At 69.8% G+C, this 19246-nt stretch carries 18 protein-coding genes; 5 read left to right on the plus strand and 13 right to left on the minus strand.

What is annotated here, in order from left to right; genetic code table 11:
- Positions 1-22 precede the first annotated feature (22 nt).
- The 3 genes from HS104_38240 to HS104_38250 are packed head-to-tail and all read left to right on the plus strand — an operon-like array spanning position 23 to position 1562.
- Positions 23-277: a hypothetical protein gene (locus HS104_38240; protein MBE7485800.1), complete on the plus strand. Its 255-nt coding sequence runs from the start codon at positions 23-25 to the stop codon at positions 275-277.
- A 19-nt stretch (positions 278-296) separates the two neighbouring features.
- Complete coding sequence (locus HS104_38245; GenBank protein MBE7485801.1) at positions 297-1034, plus strand: CBS domain-containing protein; 738 nt, start codon at positions 297-299, stop codon at positions 1032-1034.
- Between the two features lie 15 nt (positions 1035-1049).
- Positions 1050-1562, plus strand: a complete 513-nt coding sequence (locus HS104_38250) for a CBS domain-containing protein (GenBank protein MBE7485802.1) — start codon at positions 1050-1052, stop codon at positions 1560-1562.
- Positions 1563-1571: 9 nt separating this feature from the next.
- Here the strand turns inward: HS104_38250 and HS104_38255 are convergent, their stop codons facing one another.
- Positions 1572-2300, minus strand: a complete 729-nt coding sequence (locus HS104_38255; protein ID MBE7485803.1) for a hypothetical protein — start codon at positions 2298-2300, stop codon at positions 1572-1574.
- Between the two features lie 39 nt (positions 2301-2339).
- On the opposite strand from HS104_38255, the gene HS104_38260 reads away from it, so the two are divergent.
- Positions 2340-2771, plus strand: coding sequence for an RpiB/LacA/LacB family sugar-phosphate isomerase (locus tag HS104_38260; GenBank protein MBE7485804.1), 432 nt, complete (start codon positions 2340-2342; stop codon positions 2769-2771).
- 3 nt (positions 2772-2774) lie between these two features.
- On the opposite strand, the gene HS104_38265 is transcribed toward HS104_38260, so the two are convergent.
- The 5 genes from HS104_38265 to HS104_38285 form a co-directional block, all read right to left on the minus strand.
- Positions 2775-4274 carry a TolC family protein gene (locus HS104_38265; GenBank protein MBE7485805.1) on the minus strand — a complete coding sequence of 500 codons (1500 nt, stop codon included), beginning with the start codon at positions 4272-4274 and terminating at the stop codon, positions 2775-2777.
- Positions 4271-4891: a TetR/AcrR family transcriptional regulator gene (locus HS104_38270; protein ID MBE7485806.1), complete on the minus strand. Its 621-nt coding sequence runs from the start codon at positions 4889-4891 to the stop codon at positions 4271-4273. The genes HS104_38265 and HS104_38270 overlap by 4 nt, the downstream gene beginning before the upstream one ends.
- 2 nt (positions 4892-4893) lie before the next feature.
- Positions 4894-6000, minus strand: coding sequence for an ABC transporter permease (locus tag HS104_38275; protein MBE7485807.1), 1107 nt, complete (start codon positions 5998-6000; stop codon positions 4894-4896).
- A gap of 17 nt (positions 6001-6017) precedes the next feature.
- Positions 6018-6968, minus strand: coding sequence for an ABC transporter ATP-binding protein (locus tag HS104_38280; protein MBE7485808.1), 951 nt, complete (start codon positions 6966-6968; stop codon positions 6018-6020).
- Positions 6969-7192: 224 nt separating this feature from the next.
- Positions 7193-8158, minus strand: coding sequence for an HlyD family efflux transporter periplasmic adaptor subunit (locus tag HS104_38285; protein MBE7485809.1), 966 nt, complete (start codon positions 8156-8158; stop codon positions 7193-7195).
- A 113-nt stretch (positions 8159-8271) separates the two neighbouring features.
- Between HS104_38285 and HS104_38290 the strand changes: the two genes are divergently transcribed.
- Positions 8272-9123 carry a hypothetical protein gene (locus HS104_38290; GenBank protein ID MBE7485810.1) on the plus strand — a complete coding sequence of 284 codons (852 nt, stop codon included), beginning with the start codon at positions 8272-8274 and terminating at the stop codon, positions 9121-9123.
- 3 nt (positions 9124-9126) lie between these two features.
- Here HS104_38290 and HS104_38295 read toward each other — a convergent pair whose 3' ends face one another.
- The 7 genes from HS104_38295 to HS104_38325 form a co-directional block, all read right to left on the minus strand.
- Positions 9127-10647, minus strand: a complete 1521-nt coding sequence (locus HS104_38295) for a hypothetical protein (GenBank protein MBE7485811.1) — start codon at positions 10645-10647, stop codon at positions 9127-9129.
- 5 nt (positions 10648-10652) lie between these two features.
- Positions 10653-12203 (minus strand): hypothetical protein, encoded by a 1551-nt coding sequence (locus tag HS104_38300; GenBank protein ID MBE7485812.1) that lies wholly within the window; start codon positions 12201-12203, stop codon positions 10653-10655.
- A 150-nt stretch (positions 12204-12353) separates the two neighbouring features.
- Positions 12354-13652, minus strand: coding sequence for a hypothetical protein (locus tag HS104_38305; protein ID MBE7485813.1), 1299 nt, complete (start codon positions 13650-13652; stop codon positions 12354-12356).
- The gene (locus HS104_38310) at positions 13649-14029 is read right to left on the minus strand and encodes a hypothetical protein (protein ID MBE7485814.1); all 381 of its coding nucleotides are present in this window, start codon (positions 14027-14029) and stop codon (positions 13649-13651) included. The genes HS104_38305 and HS104_38310 overlap by 4 nt, the downstream gene beginning before the upstream one ends.
- Entirely contained in the window at positions 14029-15069 is a 1041-nt protein-coding gene (locus HS104_38315; GenBank protein MBE7485815.1) for a hypothetical protein, read from the minus strand. The genes HS104_38310 and HS104_38315 overlap by 1 nt, the downstream gene beginning before the upstream one ends.
- Before the next feature lie 14 nt (positions 15070-15083).
- Positions 15084-16457 carry a serine/threonine protein kinase gene (locus HS104_38320; GenBank protein MBE7485816.1) on the minus strand — a complete coding sequence of 458 codons (1374 nt, stop codon included), beginning with the start codon at positions 16455-16457 and terminating at the stop codon, positions 15084-15086.
- Between the two features lie 106 nt (positions 16458-16563).
- On the minus strand, positions 16564-19116 hold the full coding sequence (locus tag HS104_38325; GenBank protein MBE7485817.1) for a hypothetical protein: 2553 nt from the start codon (positions 19114-19116) through the stop codon (positions 16564-16566).
- Between the last annotated feature and the right edge of the window lie 130 nt (positions 19117-19246).

The raw sequence follows: 19246 nt of genomic DNA on the forward strand, positions 1-19246 counted from the left end.
TGCCCGTTTCATCGAAATCGCCATGACCACTACAGAAAACCTCAAGCGGAATCTCAACCAGGATCTCACCGAGCTCCTGCGCTTGCGCGACGAGATTCGGGTCAAAGTCCACCTGGCGGGGCTCGACGCGAAGAGCGCGTGGAAGGCGCTCGAGCCGCGCCTCGACCAGCTCGAGCGCGAGGCGCGTGAGGACGGCGTGCTCGTCAAAGATGCCAGCGTCGCGCTGGCGAAGGATCTCAAGAAGGCCCTCGAGCAGTTCCGCGCTCGCCTGGTGTGAGGCGAGAAGGGAGCGCGTCATGCCAAGAACGGTCAAGGAGATCATGAACGGCGAGCTCTTCAGCTTGCGCACTCACGACGGAACCGACGACGCGCTCGGGTACATCCTCGGGCTCGGCATCACGGCTGCGCCCGTCTTGGACGAGGCGAAGAAGCCCATCGGGCTGGCGTCCTTCCGTGACCTCTTGCGCGCGCCATCGCCCGCCACGGTGGCGGAGCGGATGACGGTGCCGGCCGTCACCGTGCGCTCCGACGCCAGCGTCGAGGAGGCCGCCCGGGTGATCGCGGACAAGGGCGTTCACCGCGCCGTGGTGGTGGACGCCGAGGGACGCGCGGTGGGCGTGGCCTCGTCGATCGACGTGATCCGGGGGCTCCTCGGCCTACCGGCGGCGCATCCGTCGGCGTTCCCGCACTGGGACAGGGCCCGCGGAGTCTCCTGGACCGACGACACGCTGCTCGACCTCGAGCGGCTGGACGTGGCGCCGGACGAGGCGGGCGTGCTCGCGCTCATCCGGGGCGGCAAGGATCTGGAGGAGCGGGTGGTGTGGGCGGAGTCCGCTCACAACGTGCGCACGCGCCTCTACGACATCTTGTCCCGCCCGCAGGACGAGCAGCCGATGCTGAAGCGCATCCTCGCCAGCTACTCCGGGCTGCGCTTCAGGGCGGCGGCCATCCACATGGCCGACCAGCGCGAGGCCGTGTCCGAGTCCCTGATGGCCGAAGCACTCTCGGCGCTCGCCCCCGCCAGCGCCGAGTGATGGAGGAGGAGACGCATGGCGACAGGACTGACCCCCGTTCGCGAGATCATGAGCAAGGCAGTGCTGGGCGTGGAGCCGGGCATGCGCGTCGCGGACGCGCTGGACTTCGCCCGCGAGCACGCCATCACCCACCTGCCCGTCGTGGTAGCTGGGCGCGCGGTGGGGGTCGTCTGCACCTGCGACCTGGAGGATGCGAAGCTCGACAGCGACGTGTCGTCCATCATGCACGCGCCGCCGGTCAGCATCGGCAGCGAGTGTCTGATGGCCGAGGCGGCGGCGACGATGGCCGAGAAGGGCGTGGGCTCGGTGCTGGTCCTGACCGGTGGGCGACTGACCGGCATCGTGACCCGCTCGGACTTCGAGCGGGTCGGTATGGCGGAGGCTGCGTTCGGCGACCAACGCTGCTCGGTGTGCAAGAGCTACCAGCACGTGCACATCGATCCGCGCTGCGGCTACCTCCTGTGCGCCGCTTGCCGCGCCGGCGCGCGCTGCGCCAAGGAGGGCTCCGAGCTGGGGGGCGGCGACTGAGGGGTGTCCCTAGTCGAAGCCATTCAGGTGCACCAGGTACCACTCGCCGCGCCAGGAGATCAGGCTGGTGAGCTCCAGTGACGCCGGCTTGCCCTGGGCGGTCTCGTAGCGCAGGCGATTGCGCGTGACTCGGTAGTAGCCGAGCTTGTTGCCCTCGCTCCTCGGCTTCATCCACTTCAAGCGCTCCTTGGCCAGCTCGACGCCGACGAAGCGGGCGCTCTTGGCGTCCGGGCCCAGGCGCTCGTGGTAGTCGTGGACGTCTCGGCGGAAGTTCGCCATCAGGCGCCGCTCCCAGTCGCGCTTCGGGTCCTTCACGTCCTTGACTTGCTCGTAGGCGACGAGGGGGAAGAAGAAGCCCTCCGCCATCGACGGGTCGTCGGCCTGGATGGCCCGGAACAGCGCGCGCGCGCCGGCCTCGAACCAGGGCGAGCTGGAGCTGGGCTCGGCCTCGGTCTGCGGCAGGGGCGTGCCGTCCGCGTCGCGCAGCTCGGGCGGCGTGAGAGCAGTCGGACCGGCGTCCCTCGCTGGCGCCGCCTCACCAGCGTCGCTCGGTGCCGGGCTGGCATCCGGCGGCGCCGCGGCGTCCGCGCGCGCCAGCTCCCGATTGGGCTTCGATGAGCGGCGCTCTCGCTGCGGCGAGCTCTGGGCCGAGTTGACGGACGACGGCGACGTGGGCGGCTCGGCTCGGTCGCAAGCCGCCCCGCACAAGGCGAGGGCGACCAAGGCACGGTACGACATGGCGCGACGAGGTTAGTACGCCTGCTATCATCCGGCGCGATGAAGATCGCGCTGGGAGCGGACGAAGACACGCACTTGGTGGGGAGCATCCGTGGCTGGCTGGAGCAGCAGGGACACGAGGTGGTGCCTCACGGTGCCGCCGTGGGCGTGAGCGAGCCCTGGGCCAAGACCGCCCTCGACGTGGCCGAGGGGGTGGCCGCCAGGCGCTTCGACCTTGGCGTGGTTTGTTGCTGGACCGGCACCGGCGTCTCCATCGCGGCCAACAAGGTGCCCGGTGTCCGCGCCGCCCTCTGCGCCGACGCCGAGACGGCGCGCGGGGCCCGCAAGTGGAACGACGCCAACGTGCTCGCGCTCAGCCTGCGCAGCACGAGCGAGCAGGTGGCGAGGGAGATCCTCGCAGCCTTCGTCGCGGAACCCTATGCAGGGACCGAAGACGCGAGCCTCGGCGCCATCCGCGAGCGCGAAGCCTGACCTTCACTTGGCGTCGCGGCCCAGCGCGTGGTCGAGCTTGACGCGCGCGATGCGCACGCCCACTCGCGCGTTGATCACCTCGAGCCGAGCACGGAGCAGGTCGGCCTCCGCGTCGGTCAGCTCGACGCTGCTGGCGCGGCCGAGCCGGTACTGCTCCGCGCGGGCGCGGTAGGCCTCTTCGGCCGCCGTGGCGCCCCGCTCCGCAGTCTTGACCCCAACGCTCGCTTCGCGCAGCGCCTGCGAGGCGTCGAAGACCTCGGTGCGCAGCGCGTCGCGGAGCTGCTCGCGTTGGGCCTCCAGCTTCGCCCGCTGCGCCTCCAGGCCGGCGGAGGTGGCGTTCGACGTGAGCACGTCGTTGGGCGTCCAGCTCACCTGGAGCCCGACGTCCCAGGTCGCCTTCCACTCCTTGGTCTGGGGTACGTAGCGCTGGTTCGGGTTCGCGTAGTAGGCGTTGCCGAAGGCGTCCAGGCGCGGGTAGCTCACGCTCTTCACGGCGCGCCGCTGCTCGGAGAGGGAGAGCCCGGCCTTCTCCAGCGCGCGGAGCTCGAGGCGCTGGCGCTGCGCCTCGGCGTACAGGGGCGCGAAGTCGAGGCGCTCGCCTTGGCCGGGCGCTGGGCCCAGCAGATCCTCACCAATTTCGTAGCGCGTCCCCGGCGGATCCCTGAGCACGGTGCGCAGGCGGTCCTGCGCCAGCTCGGTCAGGTTCGAGGAGCGCTCGACCAGCAGCTCGGCGCCGGCAACGGCCGACTCGGCGCGGAGCACGTCGGCCTTGGCCGCGCGGTCCACCTCGAACAGGATCTTCGCCGCCTCGTGGTGCGACTTGGCCTGGACGAGGCTCTGCTTGGCGACCTCGTGGGAGAGCTTCGCTCGCGCCCAGCCGTAGTAGACGAGCTTGGCGTCAGCGGCCGCGCTCAGCTTGGCGGCGCGATGGGTGAGATCGGCGGCGCCCTTGCCGTGCTGCGCGGCGGTGTGTGACTGGCTGATGCGCAGGAAATAGTCGCTCACGGGCAACAGCAGCCCCGCCTGGAGCGCGTACTGGTCGAGCACGACCGGGAACGACAGCGCCGAGCCGGGAATGGCGACGAGCGGCGGGTTCGGCGGCAGCGGACCGGCGGGGGCTGGGGTCGCGACCAGGTTGGCGTTCCCGGGCCCGAAGCTCGGGGTGTCGATGGGGGAGAGGCGCGTGTAGCGCGCCGTCAGCGTCAGCTTGGGGAACCAGCCGGCGAAGGCCTTGTCCACCTCGGCGCTGGCGGCCGCGATCTCCGCCTGCTTCGCGCGCACGTCCTGGCTGTTCTTCACGGCGCGCCGGCCGACGTCGGCGGAGGTGAGCCCGGCCGGTCGCGCCATCATCGAACGCAGCCGCGCCGACAGATCGTCGGCGGCCGTGGGTGCGGCCTTCTCCTCGATGGGCGGAGGCGGGGCGGGCTCCTGGGCCGAGCCGAGGCTGGCGGAGAAGACACAGGCGCTGAAGGCGGCGAACGAGAGCTTGCGAAGGGACTTCATCGGTTTTTCTCCGGGAGCTTGGCGATGCCGTGGAGCAGCACGTCCACGAGCTGATTGGCGAAGGCCGGGCCGGCCGGCAGATCCAGCCAGCTCATGCGCTCGGCGGCGATGCGGCGGATCATCTGCGGAGCGATCCCCAGCGCGAACGTGGACATAACCATCACCGCCGGGTGGAAGCGGAGATCGAGCTCTCCGGCGCCGAGCCCGTCGGCGGCTGCCTTGAGCATCAGGCCGATGTGGCCGCGCTTGAAGCGCTCGATCAGGCGCTCGAGGCGATCGGAAGACACCATCGCTTCGCGCACGACCAGACGCAGCACGTCCACCTCGTCGTGACCCAGGTCACCGATGCGCGCGTAGATGGCCCGGACCCGTGCTTCGAACGTGCTCTCTTGCGCGATGGCTTCCTCCATCTGCGCCAGCAGCTTGGCGTAGATCTCCTCGACCACCGCCAGGAACAGATCGTCCTTGCTGGGGAAGTAGTAGTAGATCATGCCGATGCTGGTGCCGGCGTCGCGGGCTATGTTGCGCAGAGAGGCGCCGTCCACGCCGTCCTCCAGGAAGCGCTGGCGCGCGGCGTGCACGATGCGGGGTTCGATGTCGCTCTTGGGACGTGCCATGTTCAGGCCAGTTTCTTGGTGAAGCGCAGCGAAGCCACGGTGACCAGCGCCGCCAGGATGACGGTCATCGCCAGGAGCTCCGCCGCGAGGTCGGAGAAGCTCGCGCCGCGCAGTGTGATCCCCCGGACGATGCGCAAGAAGTGGGTGAGGGGCAGCGCCTGCGACAGCCACTGAGCCGGCTCCGGCATGGCCTCGAACGGGAACATGAAGCCCGAGAGCAGGATGTTCGGCAGCATGAAGAAGAAGGACATCTGCATGGCCTGCTGCTGCGTCTTGGCCAGGGTCGAGAAGAACAGGCCGAGCGCCAGGTTCGCGGCGATGAACACGAACGCCAGCGCGTAGAGCATGCCCAACGAGCCGACCAGCGGGACGTCGAACACCACGCGTCCGGCGCCCAGGATCAGCGTCATCTGCACGTAGCCGATGGCGATGTACGGCACGATCTTGCCGACCACCAGCTCGAGCTTCTTCACGGGCGAGACGATCAGCTGCTCGAGCGTGCCGCGCTCGCGCTCGCGCGCGATGGCCATCGCCGTGAGCATCACCATGGTCATGGTCAGAATCACCCCGACCAGGCCAGGCACGATGTACACCGCCGTGCGAAGATCGGGGTTGTACCAGGTGTTGGGCTCGAGCTCGATGGGCATCACGGCAGCGGTGCCACCCTGGCGGGTCACGCGCTTCACCATCAGCTGACTCGAGCGCGCCGCCACCAGCGAGGCCGCGGTGTTGGTGGCGCTGGCCACGGTCTGCGGATCCGAGCCGTCGATGATCAGCTGCACCGACGTCGGCTGCCCCCGGGTGAGGTCGCTCGAGTAGCGCGTCGGGATGACCAGCGCCACGCGGGCGCGGCCGGCCCGCAGGGCGTGCTCGATCTCGGCATAGTCGCGGGCTTCGCCCACCAGATCGTAGAAACCCGTGGCGCGCAAGCTCTGGGCGAGATCCCGGGACGCCGCGCTCTTGTCCTGGTCGTAGACGACCGTGGGGATGTGCCGCACGTCGGTGTTGATGGCGTACCCGAACAACAAGAGCTGCATCACGGGCAGGATCAGCATCATCGCCATGGTCAGGCGGTCTCGCCGCAGCTGGAGCAGCTCCTTCTTGGCGATGACCCAGGGTCGGAGGTTCACGCCGCGCTCCTCTGGTCGGCGCGCTCGGCCTCGTCCCGGACCATGCTGACGAAGGCGTCCTCGACCGTGACGCGCGCCGGTCGCGCCTTGGCGATGACCAGATCGATGGCGCCGAGCACTTGCTCGGCGAGGGCGACCGGGTCGGCGCCGTTCTTGGTCGCGAGCCGGAGCAGGTGACCGTAGTGCGCCACCTCGTCCACGTCTTCGTGCTCGCGCAGCGCCGCTGCCGCCGTGCGCGCGTGCTGCTCGACCTCGAGCTCGGCGACGCGAAGCTGGCGGCGGTCCACCACCTCGTCCGGAGTGCCCGTGTCGAGCACCTCACCGCCGAAGATGAAGGCCAAGCGGTGGCAGCGCTCCGCCTCGTCCATGTAGTGCGTGGTCAGGAGCACCGTGGTGCCTTCGTGGGCGATACGGTGGATCTGCTCCCAAAACTCGCGCCGGCTCACCGGGTCCACGCCGGCGGTTGGCTCGTCCAGGAAGAGCAGCGGCGGCTGGTGGATGGTGGCGCTGGCCAACGCCACGCGCTGCTTCCAGCCGCCCGACAGCGTGCCAGCCAGTTGCTTCCTGCGGCCCAGGAGCCCGGAGGTCTCGAGCACCTCGTGGATGCGCTCCCGGCGGCGCCGCAGCCCCACGCCGTAGATGCCGGCGTAGAAGGCCAGGTTCTCCTCGACGCTCAGGTCTTCGTACAGGCTGAAGCGCTGAGTCATGTAGCCGATGCGTTCTTTGATGCGCTCGGCTTCCTTGCGGATGTCGAGGCCGACGACGCTGCCTTCACCACCGCTCGGGTCCAGGATGCCGCACAACATGCGGATGGTGGTGCTCTTGCCGGCGCCGTTCGGCCCGAGCACGCCGAAGATCTCGCCGCTCTCGACCTCCAGGTTCAGGTCCTTGACCGCGACCAGCGAGCCGAAGTGACGGGAGAGGTGCCGAGTCTGGATGATGGGCATGGGCGTTCCTTTCTCTAGCCTCGACTTGCGGCGCGCTCTTGTGCCGCCAAGAGCGCGCTACGGAGGCGGTTCTTGCAGGTCACCTTCCGAGGGTGACCTGCAAGAAAGTCGCGACTCATCCCGAGGCACGAGGATGCATCCGCCGGCCTCGCCGGCAGTTTCCGTGGGTTTTCGTCGCTCATGATGATCGTGGTCTGATCATGGCAAGACAGCTCGAGTCGGGCCTAGCGGGCGAACTTGGCGAAGGCCGGTACCCCGGCATGCAGGCGCTGCTCCGGGTCCTCGATGCGCAGGCGCACGCGGATCACCAGGTTGGGTCGCTCGCGCTCGCTGAACAGGTAGCGCGGTGTGAACTCGGTAGCGCGGGCGATGTGCTCCACCTTCGCGGGGAACGCAGCGCTGGTCGAGTCGACGCGCACCGCCGCCGCAGTGCCGAGCTTGATGCCGTCGAGCTTGCCGATGGGCACGAACACGTCCGCGTAAGGGTGGCTCGTGTCACCCAGCGTCACGACCGGTGCCCCGGGGGCTACGACCTCCCCCGGCTCGACGTGGACGTCGAGCACCACCGCCTCCTTGGGAGCCTTGAGCACGTGACGATCCACGCGCTCGGCCTGGACGCTGAGGGTCTTGTCAGCCGCTTGCGCGCGCGAGGTGGCCCCGGCGATCTCCTGGGAGCGGGCGCCGCGCTTCAGCGCCTTGAGCTGCTGCTCGAGGGCCTGGCGGTCCGCGATGGTCGCGCCGAGCTTCGTCTCGATCTCGTCGATCGCCGCGCGTGAGCTGACGCCGCGCTTTTCGAGCTCGCGCTCGCGAGCGAGGTTCTTCGTGAGCAGCGCCTCCGTGGTCTTGACGGCGCGGATCCGGGCGTCCATCGCGCGGATCTCCTCCGGGCGCGCGCCGGCCTTGAGCAGCGCCACCTGCGCCTTGGCGGCGTCCACCTCCGCTGCGCGGGCCTCTGCCGCCGTCTTCTCCAAGCTCGAGTCGAGGGCTGCGAGCTGCGCGGAACCCTTCACCGCGTCACCGCGCCGGACCTCGACGCGCTCCACGCGCCCGCCCACTTCGAAGCCGAGCACCCGCTCGTCGAGCTCGATCACCCCCTGATAGGCCTCGTCGGGCTCGGCGGTCGCGTGATTGCAGCCGCCCCCGAAGAGCGGCGCGACGAGCAGCGCCAGTCGCAGGCAATTCTTTATCATACGACCAGTAATAATCCCATGTGGTCGGAGCGCAAGCGATTTTTTTGCCGGCGGCCCGCTCCCGAGGAAAAGGCCTGGGGTCGCGCGAGACTTCGCAGGGGTAGGCTGGGGAGGTGACGGCACTCCTGCGCCTGCTCGAGCTGGTCCGCCGCGATCTCGGCGCGGAGGACGCCCGCGCCGAGATCGGTGGCGCCGAGCCCGCCGACCCGCGCCTGGTGTCTGCCCCGCACCGCGGCGGCTTCCGCGTCGTCGCGGTGTTCGCGGAGGCGCCGGCCGAGCCGGAGCGTGTGCGTGCACGGCTCTGCGAGCTCCTCGACTCGTTCGCCGGCGTGACTGCCGATGTCGAGCTCGGGGAGGTACGCGTCGATGTGTCCATCGCACGGCGCCTGGATTCGGAGCTCGAGCTCTTGGCCGAGCGCATCCCCGCTGCCCGAGCGTTCGTGGTGGACAAGGACTCGCCCGTGATCTGGGGCAGCTCGGGCAAGCGTCAGCTGGACGAAGGTGTCGATGTGATCGTGCGCCTGACGGACGTGCTCTTTCGCGCCCGGAGGGCCGGCCTCGACGCCGAGGCACTGAGCGCGCTCGAAGCCGAGTCGGCGGAGCGTTCGCTCGCCGCGCGCGGCCTCGACCCGTGGAGCGCGCGCTTCCTGGCCAAGGAGCTCGCGCGCTGCCGCGACACCGGGGAATTTCGCCGCGAGCTCGCTGCCAGCATGGCGCTCGCTCGGCTGCGAGCGGATTGGCCGTCGCGAGCAGTGTTCCGCGAAGGCAGCTTCGGCGCGCTCACCCGGGGCTTCGCCGGGATCTACGCGCTCGTGCTGGCCTTCGACGGCACGTTCTCGGAGCTCCACGCCGAAGGCCTGATGCTCCGCGCGCTGCCGCTCATCGAGCGCTTGGTGCTGTCGCTGCCGCCCGTCGAGCCGCCGGACAAACCCGGCAAGGTCGTGCGCCTGCGCGCTCCGCGCTGAGGTTCACGGCTTCGTCGGGTAGGCGTCGAGCAGGTTCCACATTTCGTCAAAGGCGTTGTCAGGCTGCCTCAGCGGGTTGAGCAGCTCGAAGGCGTCGGCGAAGCGCGCCTTGGTCGGCGCTCGGAGCGCGGCGACGTAGGCCTGTGCGGCCAGGTACTCTTCCAGCGCAGTGCTCTGCATGTTCAAGAAGTCGGCGGCCTTCGAGACCTCGGTGACGCTGCCGATCGACTGATCCGAGGGCTTGACCCAGCTGGTCGTGACCGAGAGCGGGTAGGAGGTGCCGTACTTGGTCATGGCTTGGTCGGCGCAGCTCTGCACCTGGAACAGGAAACTCAGCGTCGCCCCTGGCGCCATCGCTCGGGGGTCCGCGTCCCCCTGCGGCGGGCCCGCGGTGCTGCCGTCGTCCAAGAGCTTCAAGAACCAGGGCAAATCCAGCGTGACCTGCACCGCGTCGTAGAGCACGCCGAAGACCTCGTCGAAGCGCGCCTTCAGCATCGCTTCGGCCTCGCTCGGGGAGTCGATGTACACGTAGCTGCCCCGGCCAGCCTGAGCAGCTCGATACAGAAGGGCGTCGCCGATCACGTAGCTCCCGCCCACGCCCACGCTCCCGAGCCGGATCCCCGCGGACGTCGCGGCGGCGATGTCGTCCAACGGCAGCATGTCGGGATCCCCCTGCCCGTCGCTGATCAGGACGACGCGATTCCACTGCTCGGTGCCCAGCAGGCTGGACGCCTTCTCCAGCGCGGTCTGGACGGGAACGCGGAGCGTCGTGTCGGCCCCGATGGCGAGCTGGAGCTCGAGATCCTTGGTGTTCGCGAGGGGATCCACCAGCGCCTGATCGAACAGCAGCTCGTGCTGGGTCGTCATCACCACCAGGTGGTCGTTCGGGGCGAGGGCGTCGGCCAGCGCGCGCAGCGACTTCTTCGCGCGCTCGAGCGGCTCGCCGGCCATCGACGGCGTAGTGTCCACCAGCACGGTGAGGGCGACGGGAGGACGCGCCGAGATCGGGCCGGCTTCCAGGCCCACGAAGAGCTGGTAGCGCAAGGGGACGACGGTCCCGCCGATCTGCAGCGGCCTGAGGATCACGGTCGGCACCAGCGCGTCCGCCGGCGCCACCCCGGCGCCGATGCGGTAGTAGCTCAGGTGGTCCTCGGTGCGCAGGCTGACCGAGATCGGCGCCTGCTTGCGCATGAGCATCTCTCTGGAGCGGGTGGCGGAGGCGCGGCTCTGAGCCGGGATCGGGAAGACCTCCACCTTCTCGATGGAGGTGGTGTCCAGCGACCCGCAGATCGTGTTGACGGGTGCGGCGGCCGCCGAGGCTTGCGTTCCGAGCCCAGCCTCGCTCTCGGAGGCGTAGCCGAACTCGTTCAGCGACTCCACCGGGACTCCGCCGCTGCCGCCACCTCCCCCGCTGCCGGGGATCCCTCCGCCCGGGCCGCGGTCCTCCGCATCGGACGACGACGAACCGCAGGCGACCGCGGCCAGCGCGGAGAGCGTGACGGCCAGGAGCGCGGCGTGCCTCATCGCGTTCAGTCCTTGGGGAAGCCCGGGTGCTTCGCCAGCAGGGCGAGCAGCTCGGGGCCGGGGCTGGCGTTGGCCGAGAGCTGGGCCTTGGCCTCGGCGAAGCGGGTCGCCTCGGGGTACTTCAGCGCGTCGACGAACGAGCGAATGGCCGCCAGCTTGTCGAGACCGGGGTGGGCGGTCAGCGCGAGGTACTTCTTCACGGGCAGCGCTCCGAGCTTCAGCTCCGGCGCCGCCGTCGTCCCGTCTGCGAGCGTCGAGGTCACCGTCGCGGTGAGCGGCTCCGGCCCGGTGGTGCCGTCGTGGATGGCCTCCCCGCTGCAGACGGTGACGTGGAACACGAAGTGAGCCCACTCCCCTGGGGCCAGATACTTGTCGCGCGGCGCGCCGTTGCCGCCGACCGGCTCGGGATCGATCGCGTGCATGTAGCTCGGGAGATCGACGCGGATGCGCACCTTGTCCCGCGCGAGGCCGAACACCTCGTCGAAGCGGGCTGCGAACACCGCCGCCGGCTCGCTGACGCTGTCCATGTACAGGTAGCGTCCGCGTCCCTGACGAGCCAAGCGGTGGAGGCCGGCGTCGCCGTAGCCGCCCTGACCGCTCACGCCCAGGACGGTGAGGAAGATGCTGGCGTTTGCAGCCTCCGACTCGATCCGCGAGTAGTCCACCTCGTCCACGCTCTCTTCGCCGTCGCCGATCACGACGACCCGGTTCCAGCTCCCGGGCGGGTAGGACTTGGCTCTGTCGTAGGCCGCCGGCAGCCGAGCGCCGACCGTGCCGCCGGAGCCGAGCGTGAGCTGACTCGCCAGCTGGGCGAGCTCGGCGGCGGGCTCCTTGGTCTCGAGCAAGGGGACGCTCGGATCGGCGGACATCAGCGTGACGTGGTCGCCGGACTTCAGCGCGCTGGCCAGCGCCTCGAGCGTCGCCTTGGTGCGCGCGAGTGCTTCCGTCGATTGGCTCGAGTCGATGACCACCGTCAGCGCGACGGGCGGCCGACTCACCTTGCCCGCGACGACACCGACGTACAGCTCGAACTGGTTCGGGATCTCCACGCCGGCGACCTTGCGCGGCCGGAGCTCGAGCGAGCCGCCCAGCTGGCCGTCGGCCACGTTCGCAGGCGGAGCCCAGCCGAAGTAGTTGACGAAGTCGGCGGGCCGCACGAAGCCGGGCACCGGCGTCTCGCCTCGCAACAGCACCTCGCGAGCGCGGGTCGCGGCCGCGAGGTTGCCCGGATCGACCGCGCTCGCGGTCAGCGTGTGGGAGTACGCACCGGTGGAGTAGCCAGGGCAGAGCGTTCCCAGCGGGTCGGCCGCTTGCGCGCCGCCGGCGCCACCGAAGCTGCCAGGACCGCTTCCTGCAGCGCCGCCGCTGCCGAGGGACTTGGCGGAGCCCTCCTCGGTCGTCGCGAAGACGTTGTCGGGATCGCCGTGGAGCCAGGGTGGCTCGGTGTCTGGCTTGTTGCCGGGGCCTCCTGAATCGGACGCCGCCGACGACCCGCAGCCCGCCGTCCAACCGAGCGCTGCCAACACGACCCAGGGGAGACCGATCCACGTCCGCATCTCGTCGCCTCCGACACCCGCGCCCAGACAAACCTCCGGGAGCGTGCCCTCAGGCTAGCACGCTTCGTGCCGGACCCCCGCTCCACGAATCGGCGGGAATTCGCCGCCCCGGTGTGCTGCCCCTGGCACAGCTGTGCCAGGGGGACCGCATCAATTGCAGGCCGCGACCCCGCAGCTCGGGTGCTGGATGACCTGCTTCACGCAGGTCGCGTCCCACTCCACGCAGCAGCAGAAGGGGTCCGCCGCGCAGATCTGGGACAGACAGTTCGGATCGACCTGCTTGCAGCTCGATATGTCCTGCTCGAGCAGCGCGGGGCCCGGGACGCATTCGTCGTGGCAGACCGTGCTGCTCGCGCAGGCCGCCGTGCACACCCCGCCGACGCAGATCCCCGAGCAGCAGTCGCCGCTGCCCTCGACCTCGCAATAGATCTGCGCACACGCGCACTTGGGGCCCTCGGGGCCGAGCTCGCACTTTCCACTACAGCAGTCACCATTGTCGGCGCAGACCGTGCCTACCGGCTCGCACGGCGGCTTGCACTCGCCGTTGCGACAGGTGAGCGGCACGCCGGTGTCCTGGCAGCACGGGGTCTTGGTGCAGTCGTACCCCTTGGGCATGCAGACCTCGTTCGGCTGGCACAGTCCGTCCCAGAGCTCCGAGGTCGGGTGCTTGTTGATCGCGGGCAGGCAGGTCAGGCCCTGGCAACACTGCGTCTGTGTGATGTCGCAGGGCGCGCGGACGGTGCGGCACTCCTCCGGGAAACCGCACACGCCCGTGGTGGCCAGACATTGGGCCCCGTCGCAGCACTTGTCGCTCGGCGAGCAAGGCGTGGCGAGCGGCAGGCACTGCTCTTCGGAGCACTTGCCCCCGTCGCAGCGCTGCGAGCAGCACTGAAGATCGTCGGTACAGTCCGAGCTCTCAGGGCGGCACACGTTCTGGCCGCAGGCCTTGATCTTCGGGTTGTAGACGCCCGAGCAGCAGCTCGACGGATCCGAAGTCTGAACGCCGTCGGGGCGGCAGCAACGCTTCGCCGCGATCGGACCGGCGTCGGGATCGGAGGCCGCGCCGACCGGCGCCTGACAGCGCGCCCTGCCGGACAGGAAGTCGCAGCACTGCTCCTCGCGGTCGCAGGGCTCATGGGGCGCGTTGCAGACCGGGGCCATGGTCAGGCACTTGCGGCTCTTGGCGCAGTTCGCCAGGCAGTCCTTGGTCGGGATGGCGGCGAGCCACTCGGAGCGCGCGTCCGCGGAGGCGCCGTCGAGCTTCGGGCCGATGTGGCTCTCGCAGGCCGAGAAGTCGTAGCACTTCTGCGCCAGATCGCAGAGGTCGTCGGTCGAGTCGGTGTAGTCGTCCAGGCCGAAGAGCGAGCTGCAGCTGGGCAGCAGCGCCAAGCCGGCGCCGAGCGCGAGCAGCGTGCCCCGGCGAGCGATGCGGAGGAGGAGCGCCGTCATGGCGCCCCCGCGCAAACGGTGTTCCCCGCGGTGGTTTGGCAGCACTCCGAGCAATCGCCGTCCTCGCACTCTTCGTCGGCGTCCTTGCACACCGGGCGCGCAGCGAACATCGTATTCCAGCAGGTGTTGTCGTTGCAGCTCTCGCGGCAGGCCTGGTCGAACGTCTTCATCCAGGCGGCCCGCGTCGCGGGGGGAGCGATATCGAGCCGGTGCGTCACGTACTCTTTGCAGGACACCTCGTCGATCGTCGGCCGGGCGCCGTTACAGCCGCAGACCGTCTGCACGACGTCCTCCTGCTCGTCGTCGATGCCCAAGAGACCCGAGCAGCCGAGCGCGGCGAAGGCGCCGAGGGTCGCAGCAGCCCGCGGGGCCAGCATCACATGGCCCCCGACAGCACGAGCCCGCCGCCGCCAGGTCCGACGTAGGGCGCGAGCGCCGCGCGCGGGCGCGCCGGGCGGGCGCGCGCCGCGGGCCTGCCCGCCGTCTCGGGAGCGGATGGGGCCGTCAGGATCAGCGTCGCGCCGACGGCCGTGAACAGCACTCCGCCGATGCCCACCCACTGGCCGATGGTGGCGTAGCTCTTGGCGCTGTCGATGGTCTCGAACCCGTTCGGGCTGCAGTAGCCGTTCAGGCACTGATCGGGCTCGTCGGCCTGCGACTTCTTGTTCAGCGCCACGTACTCGAGCACGCCCGCCGTCAGCAACGCGGCCACGCCCACGCCGCCGACGACGTAGCCGATGGTCTTCTGGCTGCTCGAAGGAGGAGGCGGCGGTGGCGGCGGTGCGGCGGTCGGAGGCGGGGCCGCCGTTGCCGTGGGTACTGGAGGTGGCTTCTCCTCCGGGAACTCCTGATCGATGGCGGCGAGATCCAGGCTCACGCTGGAGGTCTCGGCCTCCTTCGCCGTCACCGTCTCGGTCTTCAGCACCTGCTCGCCGCGGCGTACCGTGACCGTCACCTCGCCGGGATCGACCGGCAACCCGACGCCGAAGCTGCCCGGCTCGAGCTTCACGTCGCCGCGGTACACACCCAGCGTCGCCACCGGGTTCGACACCTCGACCTTCACCTTCGGCAGCTTGGGCTCGAGCTTGTCGCGGCGGCCGGCGGCGAACTTCTCGCGCTCGTCCTTGTCCCGGCGCGCGAGATCCGCCGCCTCGTTCCACTGCGCCCAGGCCGTCGCGATCTTGCCAATGCGCTCGTTGCAGTCCGCCAGGTTGACCAGCGTGCCGAGGCCCTTGTCGAGCTTGTAGCTGGCGTCGAACTTCGGGCAGGCCTCGGTGTACTTGCCCTTCTTCGCCAGGGCCTTGCCTTCCTTGTAGAGCTGCTCGGCAGCCGCCGCGTCGCCCTGGGCGAGCGCCGAGCTCGCCGCGAGGGAGACGAGCAGGAGGGCGATCGTTGCGCCCCGACGGGGCCCGGTCACTCGGTTCGATCGGGTCATTTACGTCCCATGTCCAAGGGGTCTTTGGCGCCGCCGGTGGAGGTCGTCGTGGGGGGGGGCTTCGGTCCGCTCCCAACGACTGGCTTCACGGGTGGCTTCGAGCTCTGCGTGGGCGCGACGCTGGCGGTGGGGAGCACCTCGGGGCTCGTGGTGGGCTCGACCTGGGGCTTCGTCGCGCTCGGCTCCGCCGGCGCCGAGACGGTCGGCTCCCGGGTGGCCGCCGGCGCCGGGCCCGCCGCTTCGCCCTTGGCTCCCGTGCCTTGGACGAGCATCCAGATCCCACCGAGGACCAAGCCCGCGAGCAGCGCGCCGCCCGCGACGACCAGCTTGTTCGGGCCCTTCTTGGTGGTGACCTGCGCCGAGAGTGTGTCGGAGCCGATGGCGGAGTGCGCGCCCGCGACCGCGGTGGCGGCGAAGGCGTCCTTCGTGGAGCCGCGCCGGGAGCTGATGCGCGGCGCGGAGGTGCCGAGGTCCGCCCCGGAGCTCACCATTGGCGCCTCTTCTCCCAGCGCCAGAGCTAGCGCGCTGACTGCCTCGGACGCGGTCGCGAAGCGGTCCTCGGGTCGCCGTGCGCAGCAGCGCGCGAACCAGCGATCGAACTCGCCGCCGAGGCGGGAGCCGCGCTCGCTCGGTACCGGCAGCGGCTCGTAGGCGATCTGCGCGACCAAGTGCGGCAGCGTCTCCGCCGTCCAGGGCTCGATCCCGACGAGCATGCGGTGCGCCATGATGCCCAGCGCCCAGATGTCGGTCTGCGCGCAGATCTTCTCGGGCTGACCGAGGATCTGCTCCGGCGCCATGTACAGCGGCGTGCCGAAGATGGCGCCGGTCGCCGTCTTGGAGGCGACGCTCTCGGAGCCTTGAGTCAGCTTGGCGATGCCGAAGTCGAGGAGCTTCACGCAGGGCGTGCCGTCTTCGCGCCGCGTCAGGATCAGGTTCTCCGGCTTGATGTCGCGATGGACGATGCCGAGGCTCGCCGCCTTGTCGAGAGCGCGCGCCATCTGCTGGAGGTAGAGCAGCGCCTCGACCTGGGGCATGCGGTGCTCGAGGAGCTGATCGAAGCTCTGCCCGCGCAGGAGCTCCATGACCAGGAACGGCACGCCGCCCAGCTCCGGCGCGACGTCCGCGTCGGTCACCTGCACCACGTGGTCGCTCTGGATGCGGGCAGGCGCCCGGGCCTCGCGCCGGAAGCGCTCGAGGGCGATCTGGTCACGGACCATCTTCGGGTTCAGGACCTTCAGCGCCAGCTCTTGGCCCGTGTGGACGTGCTCGACCGCGTAGACGGAGCCCATTCCGCCCTCGCCCAGGCGGTGTTGGACGCGGTAGCGCCCCGCCACCACCGTGCCCAGGGGGATGCCATCCGTCTCTTTCATCGCGAAGCCAAGACGAGCCAGAGCTTGGCAAAGGCTAACACGCCGCTCCGAGACCGGGCCAGGCAGCGGCCTCGAACGTCAGCCCGCAATTATTACTCGGCGGGTGCTACTCGGCCGAAGGGGTTCGTTCCGCGGCGGCGGCCGGCGGCTCGTCGCTCGGGGCAGAGGCGTCCGGTGGAGCCTTCGCCGCCGGTTCGGCCTTGGGCGGTGCGTCCGCCGGCTCGGGCTCCGCCGTTTCGGCGGCGCTCGGCTCGGCTGGCTCGGCGGCGATGGGCTCCTCGGCGGGAGGCGTTCGTCCTCCCGGGTCCGGCTCCGCCGTCCCACTCGCGGGGGCGACGCCACCGCCGGCGAGCGCACCGGCGGGCACCAGCTGGCGCACCAGGTCGAAGTCCTTCGCGATCGTCACCAGGAGCAGCGCCGCCGTGCCCAGGATGATCAGCGCGCTCGAGTAATAGAAGTGCAGACCCAGATCCTTCTCGATGGCGACGAAGTACTGCGCGGCGCAAAGACCGAGCAGCGTGATCCAGAGGCCCGCGTCGGCGGGCTTCATCGGCCAGAGCTCGCCGCCCTTCTTGGTGTCCTGGAGCTCCGCCGCCAGCATCGGCAACACGAAGATGAAGTGGATGTAGTAGTTCGCCGGGTGGAACGCGATGGGGATCATCAGCGTGCCCAAGGTGGCGGCGAACGCCAGGTTCTTGCGCCGGGCGCCGAGCGCGACCATCACCGAGAACATGGCGATGCCCGCGGCGTACAGGTTGGTGCGCGCGACCAGCACTCGGGTGTGGATGCCGTCCGGACCGCCGATCAACGCGCGCAAGCTCACGTGGTTCACGTGGGGGTCGCGCTGAAGCATCGAGACCTTGTGCAACCACTCCGACCAGGAGTGGAAGCCGAACAAGAGCGAAGACGCCAGGAAGAGCACCAGGCCGGTGACGGTGGCGCCCAGCGCCACTTTCAGGATCGGCATCTGCTCCTGCTTGATCAGCGCCAGGGACGGCAGGCGGCGGTTCTCGCGTACGTGGTCGATCAGCCACCAGATGGCGGGCAGCGCGGCGCCGACCAGCGCGAAGAACGGGAAGGCGCGGATCAGCCCGGACAGCATCAGGAGCGCGCCCGCCCAGGTCCAGCGCTCGAGCTTGAGCAGCGCGATGCCCATCGCGAGGTAGGCGAGCCAGTCGTGTCTGAGCGTCGCGCCCGCCCAGCAGGTGCCGAACATGTAGAAATCGTTGGCGCCGAAGACGATGGCCGACACCAGCGCCGTGCGCACGCCGAAGGCGCGCCATATCATGGCCAGCGCGATGACCAGCAGGATGGGGTCGAGCATCGCGGTGATGGTCAGCGTCTGGTTCGACGCCCACGCGTTCTTGAACATCGCGTGCCCGAACAGGAACCACACCGGCGTGGCGTTGCCCCCGTGGTCGCTCATGCTCCCCAGGTAGTCGCGCACCCCCATGTTCTCGCGGAAGTAGCGCATGTCGCGCTTGAAGTCCTCCCAGCGTTGGGGCGAGAAACGGCTCTGCACTTCCTTGATGTCGGCCATGGAGTCGCCGACGCTCTGCATGCGGTGGGTCCTGAGGCTCCGCAGCTGTTGGCTGCGTAGCGACTCGAGCGTGACGCTCTTGTCGTCATCGACATACGCCGCCACGCTGCCCAGGTACAAACCGTCGAAGCGCAGCTCCTTGAAGTACTTCGCGATGGGGAAGTACACCCGCATGTCGAAGTTGTGCACGAAGCCGGGGCGGCCGTTCTTGTAGTCGTGGAACTGCGGGTGCCCCAGGTTGTAGAAGGCCGCGATGGCCAGGCCCGCGCACACGCCGAACACGCCGACGGTCACGCGCCGGTTCGCCAAGAGCTTCGCGGGAGCGAACACCTCGCGCACGACGATCAGGGCGCCGACGGCGGCCACCACCCCGCGAACCAGGGCCACCTCCCGCGTGCTGGGGGGCCAGGCCACGGACAGCGCGCGCCAGGCGTCGAAGGCGGCAGCGCAGGGCACCAGCAGCACCAGCAGCGTCCACCAGAAGGGAGCGCCCTTCCAGGTGAAGATGACCAGGATCGACAAGGCCAGGCCGAACGCCAGGATCTTGTTGCGGAACACCTCGTCCGGCGGGATGGCGTCCTTCACCACGGGCTTGGGCGGCCAGGTCCCGGGCTTCTGCGAGAAGACCTGGATCTCCGAGAGCGCGAAGGAGCCGTCGCCCCCCGACGCGGTCACCCGCACGTAGCGAGCATTTCCGCCGAGCCCGTCGGCGGAGCGGGGTTGCAGCCCTCCGCCGCCCACCGGTCGTCCCTCCCAGAGCGGACGAAAATCCTTCCCGTCATCGGAGACGGTCACCGTGTAGGTGTCGTTGTCGTCCCCCTGCAAGTAGATCGCGGTGATCGGGGTCGGTGCGCCGAGATCCCACTCCGCGAACGACTCCGCGGACGAGAAGATGGTGGTCAGCTCGCTCTTCCAGAAGTCGCCCCGCGGCGCGATCACGTTGTCGGTGAGGCGCACCTCACGCCGCAGCCCGGAGTGCTTCGACGGGAGCTTGCCGTGGATCAGACTCTCGCTCGCGCCGCCGAACCCGAACGTGCTGGCCGCGCGCGAGCACGCCGGGAGCACCGCCGCGGCGAGGACCAGCAGCAGGCCCAAGAGCAAGATCGCCTTCTTCTTCACGTCGAGATTCCCGTCCGTTGGCTGCCTCGGGGGCGCCCCGCCCGCGTCGAGGACGCGGGAGGATAGCAGCGACCCCGGTCCCGCCAAGCTTTACCGGCAGGCCAGACCACGTGGGCCCAAGCCCGGCGGT

It is taken from the genome of Polyangiaceae bacterium (assembly GCA_015075635.1).
Lineage (GTDB): Bacteria > Myxococcota_A > Polyangia > Polyangiales > Polyangiaceae > JADJKB01.

Coding starts and splice junctions, on each gene's coding strand:
- HS104_38240 (MBE7485800.1), top strand. CDS start 23: ATGACCACTACAGAAAACCTCAAGCGGAATCTCAACCAGGATCTCACC.
- HS104_38245 (MBE7485801.1), top strand. CDS start 297: ATGCCAAGAACGGTCAAGGAGATCATGAACGGCGAGCTCTTCAGCTTG.
- HS104_38250 (MBE7485802.1), top strand. CDS start 1,050: ATGGCGACAGGACTGACCCCCGTTCGCGAGATCATGAGCAAGGCAGTG.
- HS104_38255 (MBE7485803.1), bottom strand. CDS start 2,300: ATGTCGTACCGTGCCTTGGTCGCCCTCGCCTTGTGCGGGGCGGCTTGC.
- HS104_38260 (MBE7485804.1), top strand. CDS start 2,340: ATGAAGATCGCGCTGGGAGCGGACGAAGACACGCACTTGGTGGGGAGC.
- HS104_38265 (MBE7485805.1), bottom strand. CDS start 4,274: ATGAAGTCCCTTCGCAAGCTCTCGTTCGCCGCCTTCAGCGCCTGTGTC.
- HS104_38270 (MBE7485806.1), bottom strand. CDS start 4,891: ATGGCACGTCCCAAGAGCGACATCGAACCCCGCATCGTGCACGCCGCG.
- HS104_38280 (MBE7485808.1), bottom strand. CDS start 6,968: ATGCCCATCATCCAGACTCGGCACCTCTCCCGTCACTTCGGCTCGCTG.
- HS104_38285 (MBE7485809.1), bottom strand. CDS start 8,158: ATGATAAAGAATTGCCTGCGACTGGCGCTGCTCGTCGCGCCGCTCTTC.
- HS104_38295 (MBE7485811.1), bottom strand. CDS start 10,647: ATGAGGCACGCCGCGCTCCTGGCCGTCACGCTCTCCGCGCTGGCCGCG.
- HS104_38300 (MBE7485812.1), bottom strand. CDS start 12,203: ATGCGGACGTGGATCGGTCTCCCCTGGGTCGTGTTGGCAGCGCTCGGT.
- HS104_38305 (MBE7485813.1), bottom strand. CDS start 13,652: ATGACGGCGCTCCTCCTCCGCATCGCTCGCCGGGGCACGCTGCTCGCG.
- HS104_38310 (MBE7485814.1), bottom strand. CDS start 14,029: ATGCTGGCCCCGCGGGCTGCTGCGACCCTCGGCGCCTTCGCCGCGCTC.
- HS104_38320 (MBE7485816.1), bottom strand. CDS start 16,457: ATGAAAGAGACGGATGGCATCCCCCTGGGCACGGTGGTGGCGGGGCGC.